The following is a 20779-nucleotide window of genomic DNA, read 5'->3' on the forward strand; positions in this document are numbered from 1 at the left end:
CTGCAGAAGGGTTGCGCGTTCAGCCCAGCAAGAAGGAGGCCACAGTGTCCACCTGGTCATCTGCCACCAAGGTGGGTGCATGGCCCACGCCCTCAAAGCTCACCAGCCTGGCCTTGGGGCCGCGTTGCGTCATCTGCTCTGCGGTCTGAATGGAAAGCAAATCCGAGTCCGCACCACGCACCACCAGGGTTTGTGCGGTGATGGCGTCATACAGGCCCCACAACGCTGCCTCGCCTGCGGCTGCAGCGTCTTGTTCAAGCGACTGAAAGGCCAAGGCGATGGTCGGGTCGTAATGCAGTCGCACACCACCTTGCGGGTCAGGCTTGACCATGTGGCGGGACAGTTCCATCCACTGCTCCGGCGTGTGCGGACCAAAGCTGCTGGCAATGACGCGCAGCGAATCGGCCGCCTGTTGTAGAGAGTCAAAGTGCATGTGCTTGGCCAGATAGCTGCCTATGCGCACCAGGGAGGCCCACTCCAGCACCGGCCCCACGTCGTTGAGTACCAGGCGGCGTACTTCAGCACCCACCGCCTTCGCATGGACGCACACGGCCATGCCGATCAGGCCGCCCATGCTGGTGCCCACCCAGTCCAGGGTTTGGGGCTTGAGATGCGCCAGCAGCGCCAGCATGTCGGCGGCATAGGTGGGCACGGCATAGGCCTTGGCGTCTTGCAGCCAGTCGCTCATGCCGCGGCCTGCCACATCGGGACACACCACACGAATCGGACCGGGCGCTCGCGCAAGCAATGCACGGGCCAGCACATCGAAGTCCCGTCCCTGGCGCGTCAGACCGTGCACGCAAACCACGGTGTGCGCAGCAGTGGCGTCACCCCACTGCCAGTAGGCCATGCGGTGACCGCCAGCCGCATCGGGGCAGTTCACAAAGTTCAGCGTCGGGTCAGCCATGCAAAAGCTCGGTGTTTGATAATGGCTTATCCTAATTCAAACCCCCTCTGCATTTCATAAGGATTCCTCATGCTCAAAGGTAAAACTGCGTTAGTCACCGGCTCCACCAGTGGCATTGGATTGGGCATTGCCAAGGCCCTGGCAGAACAGGGCGCCAATATCGTGCTCAACGGCTTTGGTGATGCAGAAGGCCCCAAGGCCGAAATTGCAGCACTCGGTGTGCAGGTGGCCTACCACGGCGCCGACATGAGCAAGCCCGCCGAGATTGAAGACATGGTGGCCTTTGCCACCAAGACCTTTGGCGGCGTGGACATTCTGGTCAACAACGCGGGCATCCAGCATGTGGCGCGCATAGAGAACTTCCCGGTGGACCGCTGGGACGCGATCATCGCCATCAACATGTCCAGCGCCTTTCACGCCACGCGCGCGGCACTGCCCGGCATGCTGGCCAAGGACTGGGGCCGCATCATCAACGTGGCCTCGGTGCACGGCCTGGTGGGGTCGGCCGAAAAATCAGCCTATGTGGCAGCCAAGCATGGTGTGGTGGGCCTGACCAAGGTCACCGCCCTGGAAAACGCCACCAGCGGTGTCACCTGCAATGCCATCTGCCCGGGCTGGGTGCTGACTCCCTTGGTGCAAAAACAGGTGGATGCCAAGGCCGCTGCACTGAACATTACCAACGATGAAGCCAAGGGCCTGTTGCTGGGTGAAAAAGAGCCTTCCAAGCACTTCACCTCGGTCGAGGAGCTAGGTGCCCTGGCCGTGTTCTTCTGCTCACCTGCGGGCAACAACATCCGCGGCGTGGCCTGGAATATGGACGGCGGCTGGGTCGCGCAGTAACTTCATCGCCAAATCAACCCTGCACTTTGTCGGCCCGCCTTGCCGTGCGCTGTGCACTGTCTGCGGCGGGCCTTCGCGTTCAGGGCTGATGTGGCGATGAAGGAGGCATGCCGCCACTCAGCGTGACTGTTTGAAAGCCATGACGGCCTGGTTGCGCAGGGTGCGCAGCAGGGCCAGTTCTTTTTCATCCAGCTCCAGCGCACCCTTCTTGGTCTTGTCGGCATAGATCAATCCAAAGGGCGCTCCCTTGATCTGCAGCGGCAACAGCAGGAAGGCCGGTGCATTGAGGGACTGCAGGTACCACGCAGGCAGGCGCTGCAGGATTCGCGACTCGCCAGCGTCGCTGATCATGCTGTCCACACCCTTGATGCACACCACGCCGAATAGGTCGGGCGTTGCGGCTTTGAGCGGCACCTTGAAGTTTTTGGCGAAGGCTTCTACGCCCTCCCCCAATCCAAAACGCCCTGTCACCGACTCTGTCTTGGGGTCACGCATGCAAAAAATAATGCGGTCAAAGCCCATGGCGCGGAACATGGTTTCCAGAATCATGCGCAGCACGTCGCTGAGCTTGAAGTCTTCCACCATGGCGTTGGTGATGTCCTGAATGCCTGCTGCCAGGGTTTCGGCAACCTGGGTGGATTTGACAGGTACCTGCGCAGCACCCAGGTCCACCGCTTGGGTGGCCTGAAGTTCCAGGCTGTTGATTTGGCTGTCGGTCGCAGGCCCACCTTTGTCGGCCGCAGAAGCCGGAGCCTCAACCGCAACATGCAGCAGCTTGTGAGCGGCCGAGTCGGGCTTGACGCGGATTTCCATGGCGGTGGCCATTTCCACCAACTTGACCTTGGCCTGCTCCACCGCGGCTTGAATCTGTTTTTCGGTGCTGCCCACGGCATGCGCATACTTGCGCACTACCCTGGTCAGGTGCACGCCGGCTTCTTCGGGCGGGTACTTCAGCATGACATCCGCCATTTCGTTGGCGGCTACGGCCACCCAGCGCGTGCGTTCGGTGCTGTCGCTGGATGCGCTGGTGGGTGGCCCGCCTACGGGCAGCTTCATGCACTTCTGGATGCTTGCGGGAAGGCCCCATGCTTTGGCAATGCCGATGCCCAGATTTTCATAGCTCAGGCCCAGCACACGCAGCGAGGCCACAGCCTCACTGACGGCAGGCGTTTCGGACTGCACCAGGCTGCGCACCTGCGCGGCCTCTTCCGGGAAGTAAAACTGCACCAGCAGGCGCCCCATGTTCTGGAACATGGCACCAATAAAGGCCTCTTCGGCCTCCTTGGAGGTGGCGCTCATTTCGGAGCCCAGGGTGGCCGCCAACAGGCTGCGCACAAACTCATCCTTGAGCTGGGCGGCATGGCCTTTGTCCTGCATGTGCTCCAGCAGCACCAGGCTCAGCGCCATGTTGCGGATGCCGTTGAAGCCCACCAGCGTTACCGCCCGAGACACCGTGCTGATACTGCCACCGCGTGCGTAATGGGCACTGTTGACCACCCGCAGCAGCTTGTTGGTGAGCGCCACGTCCTTGAGGATCTGGTTGGTCACACTGCTGACGCTTTCGGTGTCAGAGTTCGCCATGGTCTGGATTTGCACGACGGACGCAGACAGGGCCGGAAAGTCGCTCTTGTGGCGCATGCGCCGCATCAGGAACTCCAGCGTGCCACCCGAGTTGCTGCCACTTTGTCCATCGCCCTCCACGGCGGCCGGCTGGCGCCAGCTATTGAGCGCATTGAAAAAGCTGCGGGCATCTCCAAAACGCTGCAACGGATCGCGCGCCAGGGCGCGGTTCACCACGGCACGCAGACCGTCATCCACATCCGGGCCGAGTTCCTGCGGCAAGGTCAGTTGTTCATGCGCTGCGCGGTACAGGGCACGGTTGCTGTCACTTTCAGCGACCAGGGGCTTGCCCATCAGCAACTCGGCCAATACCAGGCCACACGAAAACAGGTCCATGCTGGGCACGGGTTGCGAACCGGCCAATGCTTCGGGCGAAATGTAGCCAACCGTGCCACCCACCGCTACTGCAGCGTTGTCAGACGGGTTGCGCACACGTGCGGCAATGCCAAAGTCCATCACGCGCGCGCGCCCCGTGCTGTCCACCAGCACGTTGGAGGGCTTGATGTCGCGGTGTACCACCCCTTCGGTGTGTGCCACGGCAATCGCATCCAGCACATCCATCATCAGGGCCGCTGCCTCGCGGGCAGGCAAGGCACCACGGCGCGCCACCAACTGCGCCAGCGTGTCGCCCGCAACATATTCGAAAACCAGGTAGGTGTACTGCTCGTGGATGTCGGCCTCGAACACCGGCACGATGCTGGGGTGCTTGACCCGGCCCACGCTGCGCGCCTCTTGCAGCCATTGTTTGATGGCCAGTTCATCGGCGCCTGCCGTGGGCCGCAATACCTTGATGGCCACCTCGCGCTCCATGCGCGGGTCGTAGGCCAGCCACACCGTGGACTGCGCTCCCTGACCCAGTTGCCGCCGCAACTCAAAGCGGCCCAGCATGCTCGCTGGCTTCAACCCGGTCTGGGAAGTTGGGGGACGGCTATTTTGAAAGGCACGGGAATCAACCATGCCCTAATGCTACTTGAGTTGCACCGACCCTGAAACGGTAACCACAACCAAAGTTTTTCCACCTTCCATCGGGACGGCAGCATCTGCCGACATGGACTTGGCAGACATGGCCACCATGCGCGGCATGGGGCCAGGGCTCTGGTCCACTGTGCCGACACTGACCTCACGCAGGCTGAAGTCGGCAAATCCGAAGCTCCGTGCAATGTCGGCGGCCCGGGTTTTGAAGTCGGCAATCGCCAGAGACTGAGCCTGTGTTTCCAGCTTGGCACGGGCCTGGCGGCTCAGGCTGAACCGCATGCTACTGATGGTCAGGGGCTGGGCCTTGGCTGCCGCCGTGCCGATGCGGGCGAAATCGCTGCCTTCAAGCACCAGTTCGGCACTACCGATCCAGCCATTGATCTTTGCGTCATTGCTGTAACGCGGCTGCAGGCTGAAGCCGCCGCTGCGCACCTCCATACCGCCAGGCTGGGCCGTTTTTTTCAGTTCCATCAGTGCGGTATCCAGAGACTGGCGCAGCCATGCCTGTACAGCACCGGCGTCACTGCCCTCGCGCGAGGTGGACAGGGTGACGGTCAGCCAGTCCTGTGGTGTCTCCACACTTCCTGTGCCGGAGAGTTGAACGATGTTGTGCGGCTCTGCGGGAGCAGGCGACTGGGCCGCTGCCAGGCCTGTTCCAAGCACAAGCGAGGCCGCAAATAGACACTGCAATGCCCACACTAACCCGAAGCGCAAAGCGGTGACAGGAATCCGTGTACTCATTTCAGCCATTCCTGCTGTTGGCGGAGTTGTTGGCGCAACTCGGAACGCTCCTGCAAACTCATCTGGCGCGCCATGACGGGCACCTCCTCTGGCTGGGTGCGCAGTGCCTCCCGCAGCACGTCACGCCGCCGCTGCCGGCTTTGCAGGTCGGCCAACAGCGCGTCGGCGTCCTGCGTGGCGCGCCCCCTGGAGCCCGCGTCCTGTGCCTGTGAAGTGGAACGGGATGCATTCTCCGTGTGCGATTCAGAGTGCGAGGCAGACTGCTCACGTGCCTGCGCACTCAGCACAAGTGCCAGCATGGGTATCAGGGCAAGTTGACGGCTCGACATGGTGTTCATCGGTTGCAGCTTTGAAGGAGTGCCCATTGTCGACAGCGCGTCCGGTGGCGCACGCCTTTATTTGTAACATAGTGTCAACATTGACGGCCCCTTTCGTGGTATGACGCTGGGGCCGCGCAAAATCTGCCCTGTTACAAATTTGAGGCTCTCATGATCCAACCGAACGACCGGCCCGACAAGATACTTGTAGTCGATGACGACGCGCGTATCCGTGACCTGCTCAAACGCTACCTGACCCAGGAAGGCTTTGACGTACTGGTGGCCGAAGACGGCAAGGCACTGAACCGCGTGATGATGCGTGAAACCGCAGACCTGATCGTGCTGGACCTGATGATGCCCGGTGAAGATGGCCTTGCCATTTGCCGCCGCCTGCGCGCCGCCAATGACCTGACACCGGTGATCATGCTGACCGCCAAGGGCGAAGATGTGGACCGCATCGTGGGTCTGGAGGTGGGAGCGGATGACTATTTGGGCAAACCCTTCAATCCGCGTGAACTGCTGGCACGCATCCACGCTGTGCTGCGCCGCCGACCGGTGCCCGAGGTGCCGGGTGCACCGTCTACCAGCAATGAAACCGTACGCTTTGGTGCCTTCAGCTTTGACATGGGTGCCCGCACGCTGCACAAAAGCGGCGAAGAGCTGACCCTGACCACCGGTGAATTCGCCATGCTCAAGGCACTGGTACGCCACCCGCGCACGCCGCTCTCGCGCGAGAAGCTGGCGCAGCTGTCGCGCGGACGCGAGTTCGAACCCTTTGACCGCAGCCTGGACGTGCAGGTATCCCGCCTGCGCAAGCTCATCGAGACCGATCCGGCCAACCCGCGCATGATCCAGACCGTCTGGGGTGTGGGCTATGTATTTATTCCAGAAGACCCCGTGTGAGCCAAACGCTGCTGACGGATTACGACGACGCCACCGAGCCGCTGGAGGACGATGCGGGCAAGAGGCGCAACCTGCTGGCTTGGCGCGAACTGAGCCTTTTCTGGCGAACGTTTTTCATGCTGGCCCTGCTCCTGCTGGGCAGCATCCTGGCGTGGTTGCAGGCACTTCGTGCCTTTGAGTTCGAACCGCGTGCCGTGCAGACCGGCCGACAGATTGCCTCGCAGGTCAACCTCAGCCGCGCGGCGCTCATCAATGCCGATGCCATTGCCCGCCTGACACTGCTCAAGACCATGGCGCAGGAAGAAGGCTTGCGCATCATTCCCCGGGAAAGCACCGACAAATTCGTCTCGATGGAGGGCGATGCCCTGACCATGGACCTTGCAAAAGAGCTGCGCCAGCGCCTCGGTGCCACCACCATCGTGGCCAAGCAGGTCAATGGCAGCAAGGGCTTGTGGATTGCCTTCGAGATGGACGGCGATCCGTACTGGTTTCTCACCGACCTGGAGCGCTTCAGCACCGCCGGCGGCACGACCTGGATCATCTGGCTATGCGTGGCAGCAGGCCTGTCGCTCATGGGCGCGGCGCTTATTGCAGGCCTGGTGAATCGCCCGCTCAAGGCCCTGTCGTTTGCCGCCAGCCGCGTGCGCGAAGGCAACTTCAACGCCAGCCGGCTGGATGAGACCGTGCACACCAGCGAGATCCGCGAAGTCAACATCGGCTTCAACCGCATGGCACAGCGCCTGGCCAAGCTCGACCAGGACCGGGCCCTGATGCTGGCAGGCATTTCGCATGACCTGCGCACACCGCTTGCGCGACTGCGCCTGGAGGCTGAACTCAGTGTGGCCGACCTGGACGCGCGCGCGCACATGGCCGCCGACATATCGCAGCTGGATGCCATCATCGGCAAGTTTCTGGACTATGCGCGGCCTGACATGGTGGCCCTGACGGCCGTGCCACTCAACGACATTGTGCTGGCCTGCGTGCGCCCTTTCCAGGACAAGCCCGATACCGATATCCGGATGCAAATTGAAGCAGGCATCCAGGTGATGGCCGAGCCGGTGGAGCTGGGCCGCATCCTGTCCAATCTGCTGGAAAACGCCCGCAAATACGGCAAGTCGACCGACAGCGGCGTGGCACAGATCGAGGTGTCAGCCCTGTCGCGTGACAACTGGGTGTTCATCAAGGTGCGGGACCACGGCATTGGCGTGGCCGTCGACCAGATCGCCAACCTGACCAAGCCGTTCTATCGCGGAGAGGCTGCACGCACCGCCGCCAACGGGGCGGGCCTGGGTCTGGCAATTGTGGAAAAAACCATTCACCGCATGGGTGGCGCCTTCGCGCTGAACAACTCCACCACCGGCGGCCTCTCGGCCAACATCAAGTTGCAGCGCGCGCCGCAGTCTTGAACAGCAGCGCCACCGCGCGGGCCTCCATGGCCAGGCCCTCGCCTACGGGGCCCATTTTTTCAGCCGTCTTGGCCTTCACATTCACCTGCTCCACGGTGATGGAAAGAATGCTGGCAATGCGCGCGCGCATGGCGGGCTTGAAGGCTGCCAGCTTGGGCGCCTGGGCCACCACGGTGCAGTCCACGTTGCCAATGTCATAGCCCAGGGCGCGCACCTGCCGGGCCGCCTCGGCCAGCAAGAGTGCCGAGTCAGCACCTTTGAATTGCGCATCGGTATCGGGGAACAAGGTGCCTATATCGCCCAAGGCTGCAGCGCCCAGCACAGCGTCGGTAATGGCATGCAGCAAGGCATCGGCATCGGAGTGGCCCAGCAGGCCCTTGGCAAAGGGAATTTCCACGCCACCCAAAATCAGTTTGCGCCCTTCTACCAGGGCGTGGATGTCCCAGCCCTCACCCACTCGAATTTGCATGCCTGTGCCCCCAAGAAGGGTTTACTTGGCGCGGCGACGTTGTTGCCAGGCCAGAAGTTCGCCCACGATTCCTTTGCGAAAGGCGATCACACAGAACACAAACGTGGCACCGATGATCACCGTGACCCATGAGCCTACCCGATCCGCCAGGAAGTTCTGCAAACCGATAATGGTGAAGGCCCCCACTACCGGCCCGGCAAAGGTACCCATGCCGCCCAAGAGCGTCATCAGCACCACCTCGCCAGACAGCGACCAGTGCACGTCTGACAGTGTGGCAAAGCCCAGCACCACGGTCTTGAGCGATCCGGCCAGGCCGGCAATGGTGGTGGACAGCACAAAGGCCAGCAGTTTGTAGCGGTCCACGTCGTAGCCCAGGGAGATGGCGCGCGGCTCGTTCTCGCGAATGGCCTTGAGCACCTGACCATAGGGCGAATGCACGATGCGCACAATCGCCAGGAACACACCCACAAAAATGGCCAGCACCAGGAAGTACATCACCAGGTCGTTGTCCAGCGGCAGCAGGCCCAGCAGCTTGCCGCGCGGCACGCCCTGCAGGCCATCTTCACCGCCGGTGAAGGGCACCTGCAGACATATGAAGTAAATCATCTGCGCCATGGCCAGGGTGACCATGGCAAAGTAAATGCCCTGGCGGCGTATGGCCACCAGACCCACCAGCAAGCCCAAGGCCCCTGCACCCAGGGTACCGGCCAACAGCCCCAGCTCGGGCGACCAGCCCGCGCTGCGTATCAGCCAACCCGTAACATAGGCTGCCGACCCCATAAAGGCCGCGTGACCAAAGGACAGCAGGCCGGTGTAGCCCAGCAGCAAATTGAAGGCGCAGGCAAAGATGGCAAAGCACAGCGCATTCATCAAAAAGACCGGGTACACACCCACCAGAGGTGCAACCAGCAGCAGGACCAGACCGATGAGCCAGAGGCGACGGCCGCGCGAGGAGTCAACACCCGCGCTGGCGCTGACCGACGCGTTGTTGGCAGCGGAGGCGCTTGGGCTGGCAGCAGAGGAAGACGGGGTAGCGCTCACGTTATTTTTCCTTGCCAAAGAGGCCAGCCGGACGAACCATCAAAACGATCACCATGATCACAAACACCACGATGCTGGAGGCCTCCGGGTAAAACACCTTGGTCAGGCCCTCCAGCAGACCGAGCATCACGCCCGTCAGTATGGAGCCCAGAATCGAGCCCATGCCGCCAATCACCACCACGGCAAACACCACGATGATCAGGTTGGAGCCCATCAGCGGCGTGATCTGGATCACGGGAGCCGCCAGCACACCGGCAATGGCCGCCAGGCCTGCGCCACCGGCATAGGTGAGAGTGACCATCAGCGGCACATTGATGCCAAAGGCCTGCACCAGCGCCGGGTTCTCGGTGCTGGCACGCAGGGTGGCGCCCAGGCTGGTCTTCTCGATCAGGAACCAGGTGCCAAAGCAAATCGACAGGCAGGACACCACCACCCAGGCCCGGTAATTGGGCAGCACCATAAAGCCCAGGTTGGTAGCACCTTGCAGCAGTTCCGGCACCGGATACTGCTGGCCCGACACACCAAACTGGTCACGGAATATGCCTTCGGCAATCAGGGCCAGACCAAAGGTCAGCAACAGGCCATACAGAGGGTCGAGCTTGTAGAGGCGCTTGAGGAACAGCCGCTCAATCACCACCCCCAGCAAGCCCACCACCAGCGGCGACACAACCAGCGCCACCCAGTAATTCAGCCCGAATTTCTCCAGGCTGAACCAGGCCACGTAAGCGCCAATCATGTACAGCGCACCATGGGCGAAGTTGACGATACCCAGCAAACCGAATATCACCGCCAGGCCCAGGCTGAGCATGGCGTAAAACGAACCGTTCACCAGGCCCAGCAGCAACTGCCCCAGGAAGGCCTGTATCGGTATGCCGAATATCTCGCTCATCAAAACTCCTGATTCAATGGTGTTTGATTACTTCCAAAGCGAGCACTTGGACTCGGCCTTAGTGGTGAATGCCGCATCACCCTTGATGGTCTCCATCACGTTGTAGTAGTCCCAGGGTTCGGTGGACTGTGCGGGCGCCTTCACCTGCATCAGGTACATGTCATGCACCATGCGGCCGTCGTCGCGGATGGAGCCGCCCTTGGCGAACACGTCGTTGATAGGGGTCTTCTTCATCTGGGCCAGCACCTTGTCGGACTCATCGGTACCGGTGGCCTTGACGGCTTTGAGGTATTGCAGGGTCGCAGAGTAGTCGGCTGCCTGCACGCTCGATGGCATGCGCTTGACCTTCTCGAAGAACTTGCGGCTCCAGGCGCGCGCCTCGGCATCCTTGTTCCAGTACCAGCTGTCGGTCAGGTACATGCCTTGGGTGGCATTTAGGCCCAGGGAGTGGATGTCGTTGATGAACACCAGCATGCCCGCCAGCTTCATGGTCTTGGTGATGCCGAATTCATTGGCAGCCTTGACGGCGTTGATGGTGTCACCACCGGCGTTGGCCAGGCCCAAAATCTGGGCCTTGCTGCCCTGCGCCTGCAGCAGGAAAGAAGAGAAGTCGCTGGCAGACAGCGGGTGCTTCACCGAGCCCACAACCGAGCCGCCTGCGGCCTTGACCACATTGGCCGTGTCGTTCTGCAGCGACGCGCCAAAGGCGTAGTCGGCTGTCAGGAAATACCAGCTCTTGCCACCGGCCTTCACCACAGCGCCGCCGGTGCCCTTGGCCAGGGCCACGGTGTCATAGGCATAGTGCACGGTAAACGGGCTGCACTGCTCGTTGGTCAGCGCGGAACTGCCCGCACCGATGGCGATGAACAGCTTCTTCTTCTCCAGAGCCACCTTGGACATGGCCAGGGCCGTGCCGGAGTTGGTGCCGCCTATCAGCATGTCTACACCCTGGGTGTCAAACCACTCACGGGCCTTGGCCGCAGCTACATCGGGCTTGTTCTGGTGGTCGGCAGTAATCACCTCGATCTTCTTGCCGTTGATGGAGCCACCCATTTCGGCAACCGCCATCTTGATGGCTTCAGCGCCTGCGGGACCATCAATGTCGGAGTACAGGCCCGACATGTCGGTGATGATGCCGATGCGAATGACATCGCCCGATACCTGGGCTTGTACCGGTGTAGACACACTGGCCACTGCGGCACAGGTGATGGCACAGGTCGATGCGAGTTTCTTGAGTTTCATGGGGTTCTCCTCTTTTGGGTTGCTGACAAATCAAACGCCCAGGTGCTCTTGCAACTGGTGCATACGCTCAGGCAATTGCGCCTGGGTGAATTCCTGCTGGATCTCGCCGTGCTCCATGACCATGAAGCGGTCGGCCAGGGGGGCTGCGAAACGGAAGTTTTGCTCCACCATCAGGATGGTGTAGCCCTTGGCGCGCAGCATGCGGACCATCTCGGCCAGCTTTTGCACGATGACCGGGGCCAGGCCTTCGGATATTTCGTCGAGCAAGAGCAGGCGCGCGCCAGTGCGCAGAATGCGGGCCACGGCCAGCATCTGCTGCTCGCCACCCGAGAGGCGCGTGCCCTGGCTGTAAGCGCGCTCTTTCAGGTTGGGGAACATGGTGTAGATTTCCTGCAGCCCCATTCCGCCCTGGGCCAGCTCAGGCGGCAGCATCAGGTTCTCTTCGGTGGTCAGGCTGGAGAAAATGCCGCGCTCCTCCGGGCAGTAGCCAATCCCCATACGCGCAATGTGGTGGGTGGAGGCGGCAATGGTCTCCTTGCCGTGGACCTTGATGGAGCCCTTGCGGCTGCCGGTCAGGCCCATGATCGCGCGCATGGTGCTGGTGCGACCTGCGCCATTGCGACCCAGCAGCGTGACCACTTCGCCCTCGCGCACATCGAAGTTCACGCCATGCAGCACGTGGGATTCGCCATACCAGGCGTGCAGGTCGCGGATTTCAAGAAAGGGGGTTGGCATCAGGACTCCCGCAGGGCCGCCCCAAGGGAGGCCAGCGCCCCCTCGGGGGGCAGTGAATACACGAAGTGATGAACGTGGGGGCTCATCGTTAATGTGCCCCTACCAATTCCGTGTCGGCGCTACCCATATAGGCTTCGATCACGGCGGGGTTTTTGGACACTTCGGCGTACGGGCCTTCGGCCAGCGTGGCGCCACGCTGCAGCACAGTGATGGTGTCGGCAATGCTGGAGACCACGCTCATGTTGTGCTCCACCATCAGCACGGTGCGGTTGGCCGCCACCTTCTTGATGAGCTGGCGGATGCGGTCCACATCTTCCAGGCCCATGCCCTGGGTGGGCTCATCGAGCAGCATCAGCTCGGGGTCCATGGCCAGGGTGGTGGCGATTTCCAGCGCGCGCTTGCGGCCGTAGCTCAGCTCCACCGTGATGGTGTGGGCATAGCTCTCCAGATCCACCGCGGCGAGCAGCTCCAGGGCGCGGTCATTGAGTTTGTGCAGGGTGCTCTCGGCTTGCCAAAAACAGAACGAGGTGCCCATCTTGCGCTGCAGGGCCACACGCACGTTTTCCAGCACGCTGAGGTGCGGGAATACGGCAGAGATCTGGAAGGAGCGGATGATGCCGCGCCGCGCAATCTGCGCCGGTGCATCACCCGTGATGTCCACACCGTTGAACAGGATCACACCCGAACTGGGCCGGATGAACTTGGTCAGCAAATTGAAGCAGGTGGTCTTGCCCGCGCCATTGGGGCCTATGAGCGCGTGGATGCTGCCACGTCGCACCGACAGGTCCACCCGGTCCACGGCCACAAAGCCCTTGAACTCTTTGCTGAGTTTTTGCGTTTGGAGAATGCAGTCATTCGTCATGTCCCGATGGTGACAAGCAAACAAACTTGCGCTGCTAGTAGAAACCCCGACTGCTGCAGTGCACGTCAGTAAAGCGTCAGACTGGAATATTCAGAAGTGGGCGTCGCCATGCGCAATCTCAAAGGCGTGACAACAACACCGCTTCTGCCAGCGCAAAGTCCTGCGCGTAAGTCACCTTGAAGTTCTGCGCAGAGCCCTGCACCAGCAACGGAGACAGGCCTGCAAATTCCATGGCGCTGGACTCGTCGGTGACGGCGTCGCCTGCGGCTTGCAGGGCAGACTGCAGTGCCCCGATGCGAAACATCTGCGGCGTCTGCGCCAGCCATTTGTCGCTGCGCTCCAGCGTGGCGCTTACACGGCCGCCTTGGGCTGCCTTCAGGGTGTCCGGCAGGGGCAAGGCCAAAAGGCCGCCCACTGCGTCATGCTGGCAGGCGTCGATCAGCGTGTCGATCTGCTGCGGCGTAATCAGGCAGCGCGCGGCGTCGTGCACCAGCACCCAATCTTGCGCGTCGGCGCCCTGCTGTTGCAAAGCCGCCAGCCCATTGGCCACGCTTTGCGCCCGCGTGGAGCCACCGCAATCGGCCACCCGCACGCTTGCTGCATGCTGCGCGAAGAAGCTGTCACCCGCCGACACCACCACCAGGGTACCTGCCAAACGTTCCACCGCAGCAAAAGCGTCCAGCGTGTGCAAGACCATGGGCTTGCCCGCCACCGCTTGGTACTGCTTGGGCACCACGGCGCCGGAACGCGAGCCGTTGCCCGCGCAAGGAATCAGGCCCCAGAGGCGCGCCCGTGCAAGCAGGGCGGGCTGCTGGAGTTCAGAAGAATACGGGGTTGTTTGAAGCATGGTGCACGGTGTGAAGCTGCCCCATTCTAAAATCGAACCCATCCATGGATTTACCAAAACTCACCAGCGGCAAACGCTACACCCTGCCCCGCCCTGCGGGATCCGCAGACGCCCTCCTCCTGGCCCAGCTGGGCCAGCGTGAAAAAGCCGCAGGCAAACCGCTGGCCATCGTCACGGCCGACGCCAGTGACGCCCAGCGCCTGCTGGAAGAAATTGCCTTCTTCGCCCCCACCCTGCGCTGCGCCCTGTTCCCGGACTGGGAAACCCTGCCCTACGACACCTTCAGCCCACACCAGGACCTGATCAGCGAGCGCCTGGCCACGCTCTGGCGCATCCAGCAGCGCAACAAGGAAACCGGCGCCGATGTCATCATCGTTCCGGCCACCACCGCGCTGTACCGCCTGGCGCCACCCAGCTTTCTGGCGGGCTACACCTTCGAGTTCAAGGTGAAGCAAAAGCTCGACGAAGCCAAGCTCAAGTCGCAGCTCACGCTGGCGGGCTACAGCCATGTGACGCAGGTGGTCAGCCCCGGCGAATACGCGGTGCGCGGTGGGCTGATTGACCTGTTCCCCATGGGCTCGCAAGTGCCTTACCGGGTGGACCTGTTTGACGACGAGATCGACAGCATCCGCACCTTCGACCCCGACAGCCAGCGCAGCCTGTACCCGGTGCCCGAGATCCGTCTGTTGCCGGGGCGTGAGTTCCCCATGGACGACGATGCCCGCGCGCGCTTTCGTGGCCGCTGGCGCGAGTTGCTGGAAGGCGACCCGACCAAGAGCCGCATCTACAAGGACATTGGCAACGGCGTGGCCACGGCGGGCATTGAGTATTACCTGCCGCTGTTTTTTGACCAGACCGCCACCGTGTTTGACTACGTGGGGGCGGATGCCACCGTGGTGCTGCATGGCGACCTGGAGCCCGCCTTCCAGCGCTTCTGGCAGGACACCAAGGACCGCTACCGGCTGGTGCAGGGCGACCCCGAACGCCCGGCCCTGCCACCGGAAACATTGTTCCTGGGCACCGAGCAGTTCTATACGCTGGCCAACGGACACGCCCAGTTGGCGCTACGCCCCAACACCGCCGAAGAGGCCGCGGTGGCCTATGCCGACATCAGCGCCCTGCCCCCCATGGCCGCTGTGCGCGGCACCGAAGACCCGCTGGCCAAGCTGAAAGACTACGCCCGCAACACCCAGCAGCGCTTGCTGATCCTGGCCGAAAGCGACGGCCGCCGCGAAAGCCTGCTGGACTTTTTGCGCGCCTCGCACATCAACCCGCCCAGCTTCGAGTCGCTGCAGGAGTTTGTGGGCAGCGACGAGAAATGGGGCATTGCCACTGCCGGATTGACGGTGGGCTTTGGCTGGCTGGAAGCCGGTGTGGACCTGGTCACAGAGACCGAGCTGTTTGCCGCAGGCCCGGTCACGCGCCGCCGCAAAAAGCAGGAACAGGTCAGCGACGTTGAGGCACTGATCAAGGATCTGTCCGAGCTCAACCTGGGCGACCCGGTGGTGCACTCCTCGCACGGCATTGGCCGTTACCGGGGCCTGATCCACATGGACATGGGCAACAAGAACGCTGAAGGGCAGCCCGAGCTGCAGGAGTTTTTGCACTTGGAATACGCGGATGCGGCCACGCTGTATGTGCCGGTCAGCCAGCTGCAGCTCATCAGCCGCTACACCGGCGTCAGCGCCGACGAGGCACCGCTGCACCGCCTGGGCTCCGGCCAGTGGGAAAAGGCCAAGCGCCGCGCGGCCGAACAGGTGCGCGACTCGGCCGCCGAGCTGCTCAACATTTATGCCCGGCGCGCCGCGCGCGAGGGCTTTGCCTTCCGCTTCTCGGCTGGTGACTACGAGACCTTTGCCAACGACTTTGGCTTTGAGGAAACCGCCGACCAGAAGGCCGCCATCCACTGCGTCATCCAGGACATGGTCAGCCCCCGCCCCATGGACCGCCTGATTTGCGGCGACGTGGGCTTTGGCAAGACCGAGGTGGCCTTGCGCGCTGCCTTTGTGGCCGTGACCGGCGGCAAGCAGGTGGCCTTTCTGGCCCCCACCACACTGCTGGCAGAGCAGCACTTCCAGACCCTGACCGACCGCTTTGCCAAGTGGCCGGTGAAGATTGCCGAGATGAGCCGTTTTCGTTCGGCCAAGGAAATCACTGCGGCACTGAAGGGTGTGAAGGACGGCACCATCGACATCGTGGTGGGCACCCACAAGCTGCTGAGCCAGGACACGCACTTCAAGGACCTGGGCTTGCTCATCATTGACGAGGAACACCGCTTTGGCGTGCGCCACAAGGAGGCCATGAAGGCCATGCGCGCCGAGGTGGATGTGCTGACTCTCACTGCCACCCCGATTCCCCGCACCCTGGGCATGGCGCTGGAAGGCCTGCGCGATCTGTCGGTGATTGCCACCGCGCCGCAACGCCGCCTGGCCATCAAGACCTTTGTGCGCTCTGAGGGCAATGGCGTGATCCGCGAGGCCGTGCTGCGCGAACTCAAGCGCGGCGGCCAGGTCTACTTTCTGCACAACGAGGTGGAGACCATCGAGAACCGGCGCGCAAAATTAGAAGAGCTGCTGCCCGAGGCCCGCATTGCCGTGGCCCACGGCCAGATGCCCGAGCGCCAGTTGGAGGCCGTGATGCGCGACTTCATCGCCCAGCGCTACAACCTCTTGCTGTGCTCCACCATCATCGAGACCGGCATCGACGTGCCCACTGCCAACACCATTGTGATGAGCCGCGCCGACAAGTTCGGCCTGGCCCAGCTGCACCAGCTGCGCGGGCGTGTGGGCCGCAGCCACCACCAGGCCTATGCCTACCTGATGGTGCCCGACATCGAGGGCTTGACCAAACAGGCCCAGCAGCGCCTGGACGCCATCCAGCAGATGGAAGAACTGGGCAGCGGCTTCTACCTGGCCATGCACGACCTGGAGATTCGCGGTGCCGGTGAGGTGCTGGGCGAGAACCAGAGCGGCAATATGCTGGAAGTGGGCTTTCAGCTTTACAACGAGAAGCTGAGCGAGGCGGTGCGCTGCCTCAAGGCCGGTATCGAGCCTGACCTCTTGAGCCCGCTGAATGTCAACACCGAGATCAACCTGCATGGCCCGGCCCTGCTGCCGGACGACTACTGCGGCGACGTGCACCTGCGCTTGAGCTTCTACAAAAAGTTGGCGACTGCCAAGAACACCGACCAGATCGACGCCCTGCTGGAAGAAATCGTGGACCGCTTCGGCAAACTGCCGTCCCAGGCCCAGACCCTTATCGACGTGCACCGCCTGCGCGTAATTGCCAAGCCCTATGGCGTGGTCAAGGTGGACGCGGCACCGGGCGTGATCACCATCACCTTCAAGAAGGACCCGCCGATAGACCCGATGCGCATCATTGCGCTGATCCAGAAGAACAAGCACATCAAATTAGCGGGCAACGAAAAGCTGCGCATCGAGCGCGAACTGCCCGAGGTAAAAGACCGGGCGCAAATGGTGCGGGACATCCTGCGTTCGCTGGGGGAACCCCTGAAGGCGGATGTGGCGGCATGATCAGCCGGCTGGCATTGCGGGTCTGCGGTACATATAATTGCCACACACTTATACGCTTAGAAATCCAAGGAGTGTTGCGATGTCCCAAGTCACAATTTACCTCGAACCCGAAACGCTGGATATAGCCAAGTCGGCGGCGGCGCGCACGCATGTATCGGTCAGCAAATGGTTTTCCCAACTGGTATTGGCAGAGCATGCTCGCACGCAACCCGGCAATCTGTTGGCGGCCTTGGAAGAGATTGATCGCCTGCATGGAACGGCCGGTCGCGATGACCTGGACTTTTTGCTGGATCCCAAGACGCGGAATGCCGGCCTGGGCCAAGACCTGCCCCGCGAACCCTTTGACTGCTAAGTGTCAGTGAAGTACCTGCTCGACACCAACACCCTGATCTACGCCCAAAAACGGCAGGGACAATGCTTGCCACGCATAGCGCAGCATCCATCGGAAGGCCTGGTCTGGAGCGTGGTCAGTTTGCAGGAGTTGGCCTTTGGCATGGGGAAGTCCGCCTATCCCGAACGCATGAAAGCCTATCTGGAGGCGCTCAAGCACCTGTACGCTTTGCTCAATTTCGATGGCGCCTGCGCGGAACGTGCCGGGCAATTGCGCGCGCAGCTTGCACTGCAAGGCACGCCGATTGGCCCCTATGACCTGCAGATTGCTGCTACCGCGCTGGTCCATGGACTGACTCTTGTGTCGCGCAACACCCGTGAATTCGCACGTGTGCCAGGTCTTCTGTTCGAAGACTGGTACGAATAGCCTCATCCGAACAAACTTTTGAATGACAACCCTCACCGAAATCGAATCCGGCCTGGTCCTCCAGGGTATCACCACACCCCTGCGCCTGAAAGACTTCAAGCTCATCGCCTTTGACATGGACTCCACGCTGATCAACATCGAGTGCGTGGACGAGATCGCCGATGCTGCCGGGCGCAAGGCCGAGGTGGCAGCCATTACCGAGGCCGCCATGCGTGGCGAGATTGCCGACTACAAGGAGAGCCTGCGCCAGCGCGTGGCCCTGCTCAAGGGCGTGACGGTGGCGCACATGGAAGAGGTCTATACCCGGCGGCTGCAGCTCAACCCGGGCGCGGCAGACCTGGTAGCCGCCTGCAAGGAGGCCGGGATGAAGGTGCTGCTGGTATCCGGCGGCTTTACCTTTTTCACCGACCGCATCCGTGAGCTTCTGGGTATCGACTACGCGCGATCGAATGTGCTGGAAGTGGAAAGCGGACCCTCCTGCGGCGTGCTCACGGGCCATATGGTGGACCAACCCTGGGGCGATATTTGTGACGGTGCCGAGAAGCGCCGCACCTTGCTGGAAGTAGCCTCGCTCCTGGGCATTCCCATGGAGAAAACCATTGCCATGGGCGACGGCGCCAATGACCTGCCGATGATGGGCGTGGCGGGACTCTCGGTGGCTTTTCATGCCAAACCGGCGGTGCGGGCCAAGGCACATGTGGCGATCAACAGCGGTGGGCTGGACCGGCTGCTGACCGTGCTGCGCTAAACCGGAGGGCTACGTTCCGCCGCCGGGGGCCTAAATTCCGGCGATCTGGCGCAGGGCTTGTTCAAACACCTCAGGCGGCTGGCCGCCCGAGATCAGGTGCTGGTCGTTGAGGATGATGGCGGGCACTGAGTTGATGCCCGCCTGCTGGTAAAAGCGTTCCTGCTCCCGCACCGCATCCGCAAATTCGTCGCTGTCCAGAATGGCCTGGGCCCGAGCGGCATCCAGCCCAACCGAGGCCGCCACGCGCACCAGCAAGGCGGTATCACTTGGGTTCTCGCCGTCGGTGAAGTAGGCCTTGAGCAGCGCCTTCTTCAGCTCCGCCTGCTTGCCCTCGATCTGTGCCCAGTGCAGCAGGCGGTGGGCGTTGAAGGTGTTGTAGATACGCCCGCGCTTGTCCATGTTGAACGCAAAGCCCAAGGCCGCACCCCGCTCGCGGATGTTGGCCTGGGCACCGGCCGCCTGCTCAGGCGTGGAACCGTACTTCTTGGCCAGGTGCTCGGTGATGTTTTCACCCTCAGCCACCATTTGCGGGTTGAGTTCAAAAGGCTGGAAGGTCAGGCTGGCGTCCAGTTCGCCCTCTAAGCGCTGTAAGGCAGTTTGCAGGGACTGCAAGCCGATGGCGCACCAGGGGCAGGACACGTCGGAGACGAAATCGATCTTGATCTGCTTTTTCATGCGGCTCTCTACTTGGGACATCACAAAGCCTTGGCCAGACGCGCCACACCTTCTTCAATGCGGGCCACATCGGCCGTGGCAAAGCTCAGCCGCAGCGTGGAGCGGTCCGGGTTGGCGGCATAAAACGGCACACCCGGTACAAAGGCCACGCCCTGCTCTATGGCCCGTTTGGCAAACTCGGCGCCGTCGGCAATCTTGCCTTTGGCGCCCGTCAGGCGGGCCCAGAAGAACAGGCCGCCCTGGGGCTGTACAAAATCAATCGCTTCGCCCAGATGCTGTCGCAAGGCGCTGCCCATGGCCTGCGCCCGCTCGGCATACACCTGGCGCACATGGGCCAGTGTGGCCGGCATGCGCCCGGCCTTGAGGTACTGCGCAGCCGTGGCCTGGGCAAAGGTGCTGGTGTGGGCATCGCTGAACTGCTTGCACATGGTGGCGCGGGCCAGCAGCTCGGGTGGGGCAATCATCCAGCCCACGCGCAGGCCAGGGCTGAGTACCTTGCTTAAGCTACCGCAATGCGCCAGCCAATCGCGGCTGCCGGGTACTTGTGCGCTGAGTGCCAGCATGCTGGGCGGTGGCGCTTCGCCAAAGAACAGGTCGCCATAGGGGTCGTCTTCCACCACCAGGGTCTGGTACTTCACCGCCAGTTCCAGCACCCGTTTGCGGCGCTCCAGGCTGAGCAAGGCGCCGCTGGGGTTGCCAAAGGTCGGGATCAGGTAGACCAGCTTGGGTTTGTGCTCGGCAATCAGCTGCTCCAGCGTGTCGGTGTTCACGCCATGGGCATCCACCGGCGCACTGATGAGCTCGGCACCATACAGGCGGAAACATTGGATGGTGGCCAGGAAGGTGGGGCCTTCCACAATCACCTTGTCACCGGGGCTGATCATGGTCTTGCCCAGCAGGTCCAGCGCCTGCTGGCTGCCGGTGGTGACGATCAGCTGCTCGGGTGCCACATCGTTGGCGCCCTTGGCCGCCATGAAGCTGGACAGCTGTTCGCGCAGCGGCTGGTAGCCCTCGGTGGCACCGTATTGCAGGGCCGCGCCGGGGTCCACCGTCAACGCGGTATTGGTGGCTTCGCGTATGCCGTCCACGTCAAACATGGCGCTATCCGGGAATCCCCCGGCAAAACTGATGATTCCTGGCTTTCCTAGCAGCTTAAAAAGCTCCCGGATAGCGGAAGTCTCTATATTATTCAGTCTAGTGGCGAATTTCATTTCGTGGTGCTTTTGGATTTGGATAAATTTCACTTCGATTGTGCTTCGAAAAAATCAGGAA

20 protein-coding genes are annotated in these 20779 nt (G+C 62.1%); 7 read left to right on the forward strand and 13 right to left on the reverse strand.

What is annotated here, in order from left to right; genetic code table 11:
• Positions 1 to 19: 19 nt before the first annotated feature.
• Complete coding sequence (locus DIC66_RS02035) at positions 20 to 907, reverse strand: alpha/beta fold hydrolase (RefSeq protein WP_117173524.1); 888 nt, start codon at positions 905 to 907, stop codon at positions 20 to 22.
• 69 nt (positions 908 to 976) lie between these two features.
• Here DIC66_RS02035 and DIC66_RS02040 point away from each other — a divergent pair, with 69 nt between their 5' ends.
• On the forward strand, positions 977 to 1747 hold the full coding sequence (locus DIC66_RS02040) for a 3-hydroxybutyrate dehydrogenase (RefSeq protein WP_117173526.1): 771 nt from the start codon (positions 977 to 979) through the stop codon (positions 1745 to 1747).
• Positions 1748 to 1864: 117 nt separating this feature from the next.
• Here the strand turns inward: DIC66_RS02040 and DIC66_RS02045 are convergent, their stop codons facing one another.
• From DIC66_RS02045 to DIC66_RS02055, 3 genes are all read right to left on the reverse strand, one after another.
• On the reverse strand, positions 1865 to 4255 hold the full coding sequence (locus DIC66_RS02045; RefSeq protein ID WP_233505747.1) for a serine/threonine protein kinase: 2391 nt from the start codon (positions 4253 to 4255) through the stop codon (positions 1865 to 1867).
• 78 nt (positions 4256 to 4333) lie between these two features.
• Positions 4334 to 5083, reverse strand: coding sequence for an SIMPL domain-containing protein (locus tag DIC66_RS02050; protein WP_117173530.1), 750 nt, complete (start codon positions 5081 to 5083; stop codon positions 4334 to 4336).
• Complete coding sequence (locus tag DIC66_RS02055; RefSeq protein ID WP_158558822.1) at positions 5080 to 5382, reverse strand: hypothetical protein; 303 nt, start codon at positions 5380 to 5382, stop codon at positions 5080 to 5082. Before DIC66_RS02055 ends, DIC66_RS02050 begins: the two co-directional genes overlap by 4 nt.
• A gap of 189 nt (positions 5383 to 5571) precedes the next feature.
• On the opposite strand from DIC66_RS02055, the gene ompR reads away from it, so the two are divergent.
• The gene (gene ompR / locus DIC66_RS02060; RefSeq protein WP_117173534.1) at positions 5572 to 6303 is read left to right on the forward strand and encodes an osmolarity response regulator transcription factor OmpR; all 732 of its coding nucleotides are present in this window, start codon (positions 5572 to 5574) and stop codon (positions 6301 to 6303) included.
• Positions 6304 to 6419: 116 nt separating this feature from the next.
• Positions 6420 to 7709 carry a sensor histidine kinase gene (locus DIC66_RS02065; RefSeq protein WP_117174124.1) on the forward strand — a complete coding sequence of 430 codons (1290 nt, stop codon included), beginning with the start codon at positions 6420 to 6422 and terminating at the stop codon, positions 7707 to 7709.
• On the opposite strand, the gene ispF is transcribed toward DIC66_RS02065, so the two are convergent.
• From ispF to ispD, 7 genes are all read right to left on the reverse strand, one after another.
• Positions 7681 to 8178 (reverse strand): 2-C-methyl-D-erythritol 2,4-cyclodiphosphate synthase, encoded by a 498-nt coding sequence (gene ispF / locus DIC66_RS02070; protein ID WP_117173536.1) that lies wholly within the window; start codon positions 8176 to 8178, stop codon positions 7681 to 7683. The genes DIC66_RS02065 and ispF overlap by 29 nt on opposite strands.
• Positions 8179 to 8199: 21 nt before the next feature.
• Positions 8200 to 9105 carry a branched-chain amino acid ABC transporter permease gene (locus tag DIC66_RS02075; protein ID WP_233505763.1) on the reverse strand — a complete coding sequence of 302 codons (906 nt, stop codon included), beginning with the start codon at positions 9103 to 9105 and terminating at the stop codon, positions 8200 to 8202.
• Positions 9106 to 9220: 115 nt separating this feature from the next.
• Entirely contained in the window at positions 9221 to 10108 is an 888-nt protein-coding gene (locus DIC66_RS02080) for a branched-chain amino acid ABC transporter permease (protein ID WP_117173538.1), read from the reverse strand.
• Between the two features lie 27 nt (positions 10109 to 10135).
• Positions 10136 to 11350, reverse strand: coding sequence for an ABC transporter substrate-binding protein (locus DIC66_RS02085; protein ID WP_117173540.1), 1215 nt, complete (start codon positions 11348 to 11350; stop codon positions 10136 to 10138).
• A gap of 30 nt (positions 11351 to 11380) precedes the next feature.
• Positions 11381 to 12085 (reverse strand): ABC transporter ATP-binding protein, encoded by a 705-nt coding sequence (locus DIC66_RS02090; RefSeq protein WP_117173542.1) that lies wholly within the window; start codon positions 12083 to 12085, stop codon positions 11381 to 11383.
• A gap of 88 nt (positions 12086 to 12173) precedes the next feature.
• Positions 12174 to 12947: an ABC transporter ATP-binding protein gene (locus DIC66_RS02095; protein ID WP_117173544.1), complete on the reverse strand. Its 774-nt coding sequence runs from the start codon at positions 12945 to 12947 to the stop codon at positions 12174 to 12176.
• A gap of 118 nt (positions 12948 to 13065) precedes the next feature.
• A complete protein-coding gene (ispD, locus tag DIC66_RS02100; protein ID WP_117174128.1) occupies positions 13066 to 13794 on the reverse strand; it encodes a 2-C-methyl-D-erythritol 4-phosphate cytidylyltransferase in 729 nt (242 codons plus the stop codon).
• A 44-nt stretch (positions 13795 to 13838) separates the two neighbouring features.
• Between ispD and mfd the strand changes: the two genes are divergently transcribed.
• The 4 genes from mfd to serB all read left to right on the forward strand — a co-directional run bounded on the left by mfd (position 13839) and on the right by serB (position 18832).
• Positions 13839 to 17327, forward strand: coding sequence for a transcription-repair coupling factor (gene mfd / locus DIC66_RS02105; protein WP_117173545.1), 3489 nt, complete (start codon positions 13839 to 13841; stop codon positions 17325 to 17327).
• 79 nt (positions 17328 to 17406) lie between these two features.
• A complete protein-coding gene (locus DIC66_RS02110; protein ID WP_117173546.1) occupies positions 17407 to 17679 on the forward strand; it encodes a hypothetical protein in 273 nt (90 codons plus the stop codon).
• On the forward strand, positions 17680 to 18084 hold the full coding sequence (locus DIC66_RS02115; protein WP_117173547.1) for a type II toxin-antitoxin system VapC family toxin: 405 nt from the start codon (positions 17680 to 17682) through the stop codon (positions 18082 to 18084). It abuts the gene before it with no gap.
• Between the two features lie 22 nt (positions 18085 to 18106).
• On the forward strand, positions 18107 to 18832 hold the full coding sequence (gene serB / locus DIC66_RS02120; protein ID WP_117173548.1) for a phosphoserine phosphatase SerB: 726 nt from the start codon (positions 18107 to 18109) through the stop codon (positions 18830 to 18832).
• Positions 18833 to 18862: 30 nt separating this feature from the next.
• Here the strand turns inward: serB and DIC66_RS02125 are convergent, their stop codons facing one another.
• Both DIC66_RS02125 and DIC66_RS02130 read right to left on the reverse strand, forming a co-directional pair.
• A complete protein-coding gene (locus DIC66_RS02125) occupies positions 18863 to 19507 on the reverse strand; it encodes a DsbA family oxidoreductase (RefSeq protein WP_117174129.1) in 645 nt (214 codons plus the stop codon).
• 20 nt (positions 19508 to 19527) lie between these two features.
• Positions 19528 to 20718 carry an aminotransferase-like domain-containing protein gene (locus DIC66_RS02130; protein ID WP_117174131.1) on the reverse strand — a complete coding sequence of 397 codons (1191 nt, stop codon included), beginning with the start codon at positions 20716 to 20718 and terminating at the stop codon, positions 19528 to 19530.
• Positions 20719 to 20779: the final 61 nt, after the last annotated feature.

This window comes from Rhodoferax lacus (genome assembly GCF_003415675.1).
In the GTDB taxonomy this organism is placed as follows: Bacteria; Pseudomonadota; Gammaproteobacteria; order Burkholderiales; family Burkholderiaceae_C; genus Allorhodoferax; species Allorhodoferax lacus.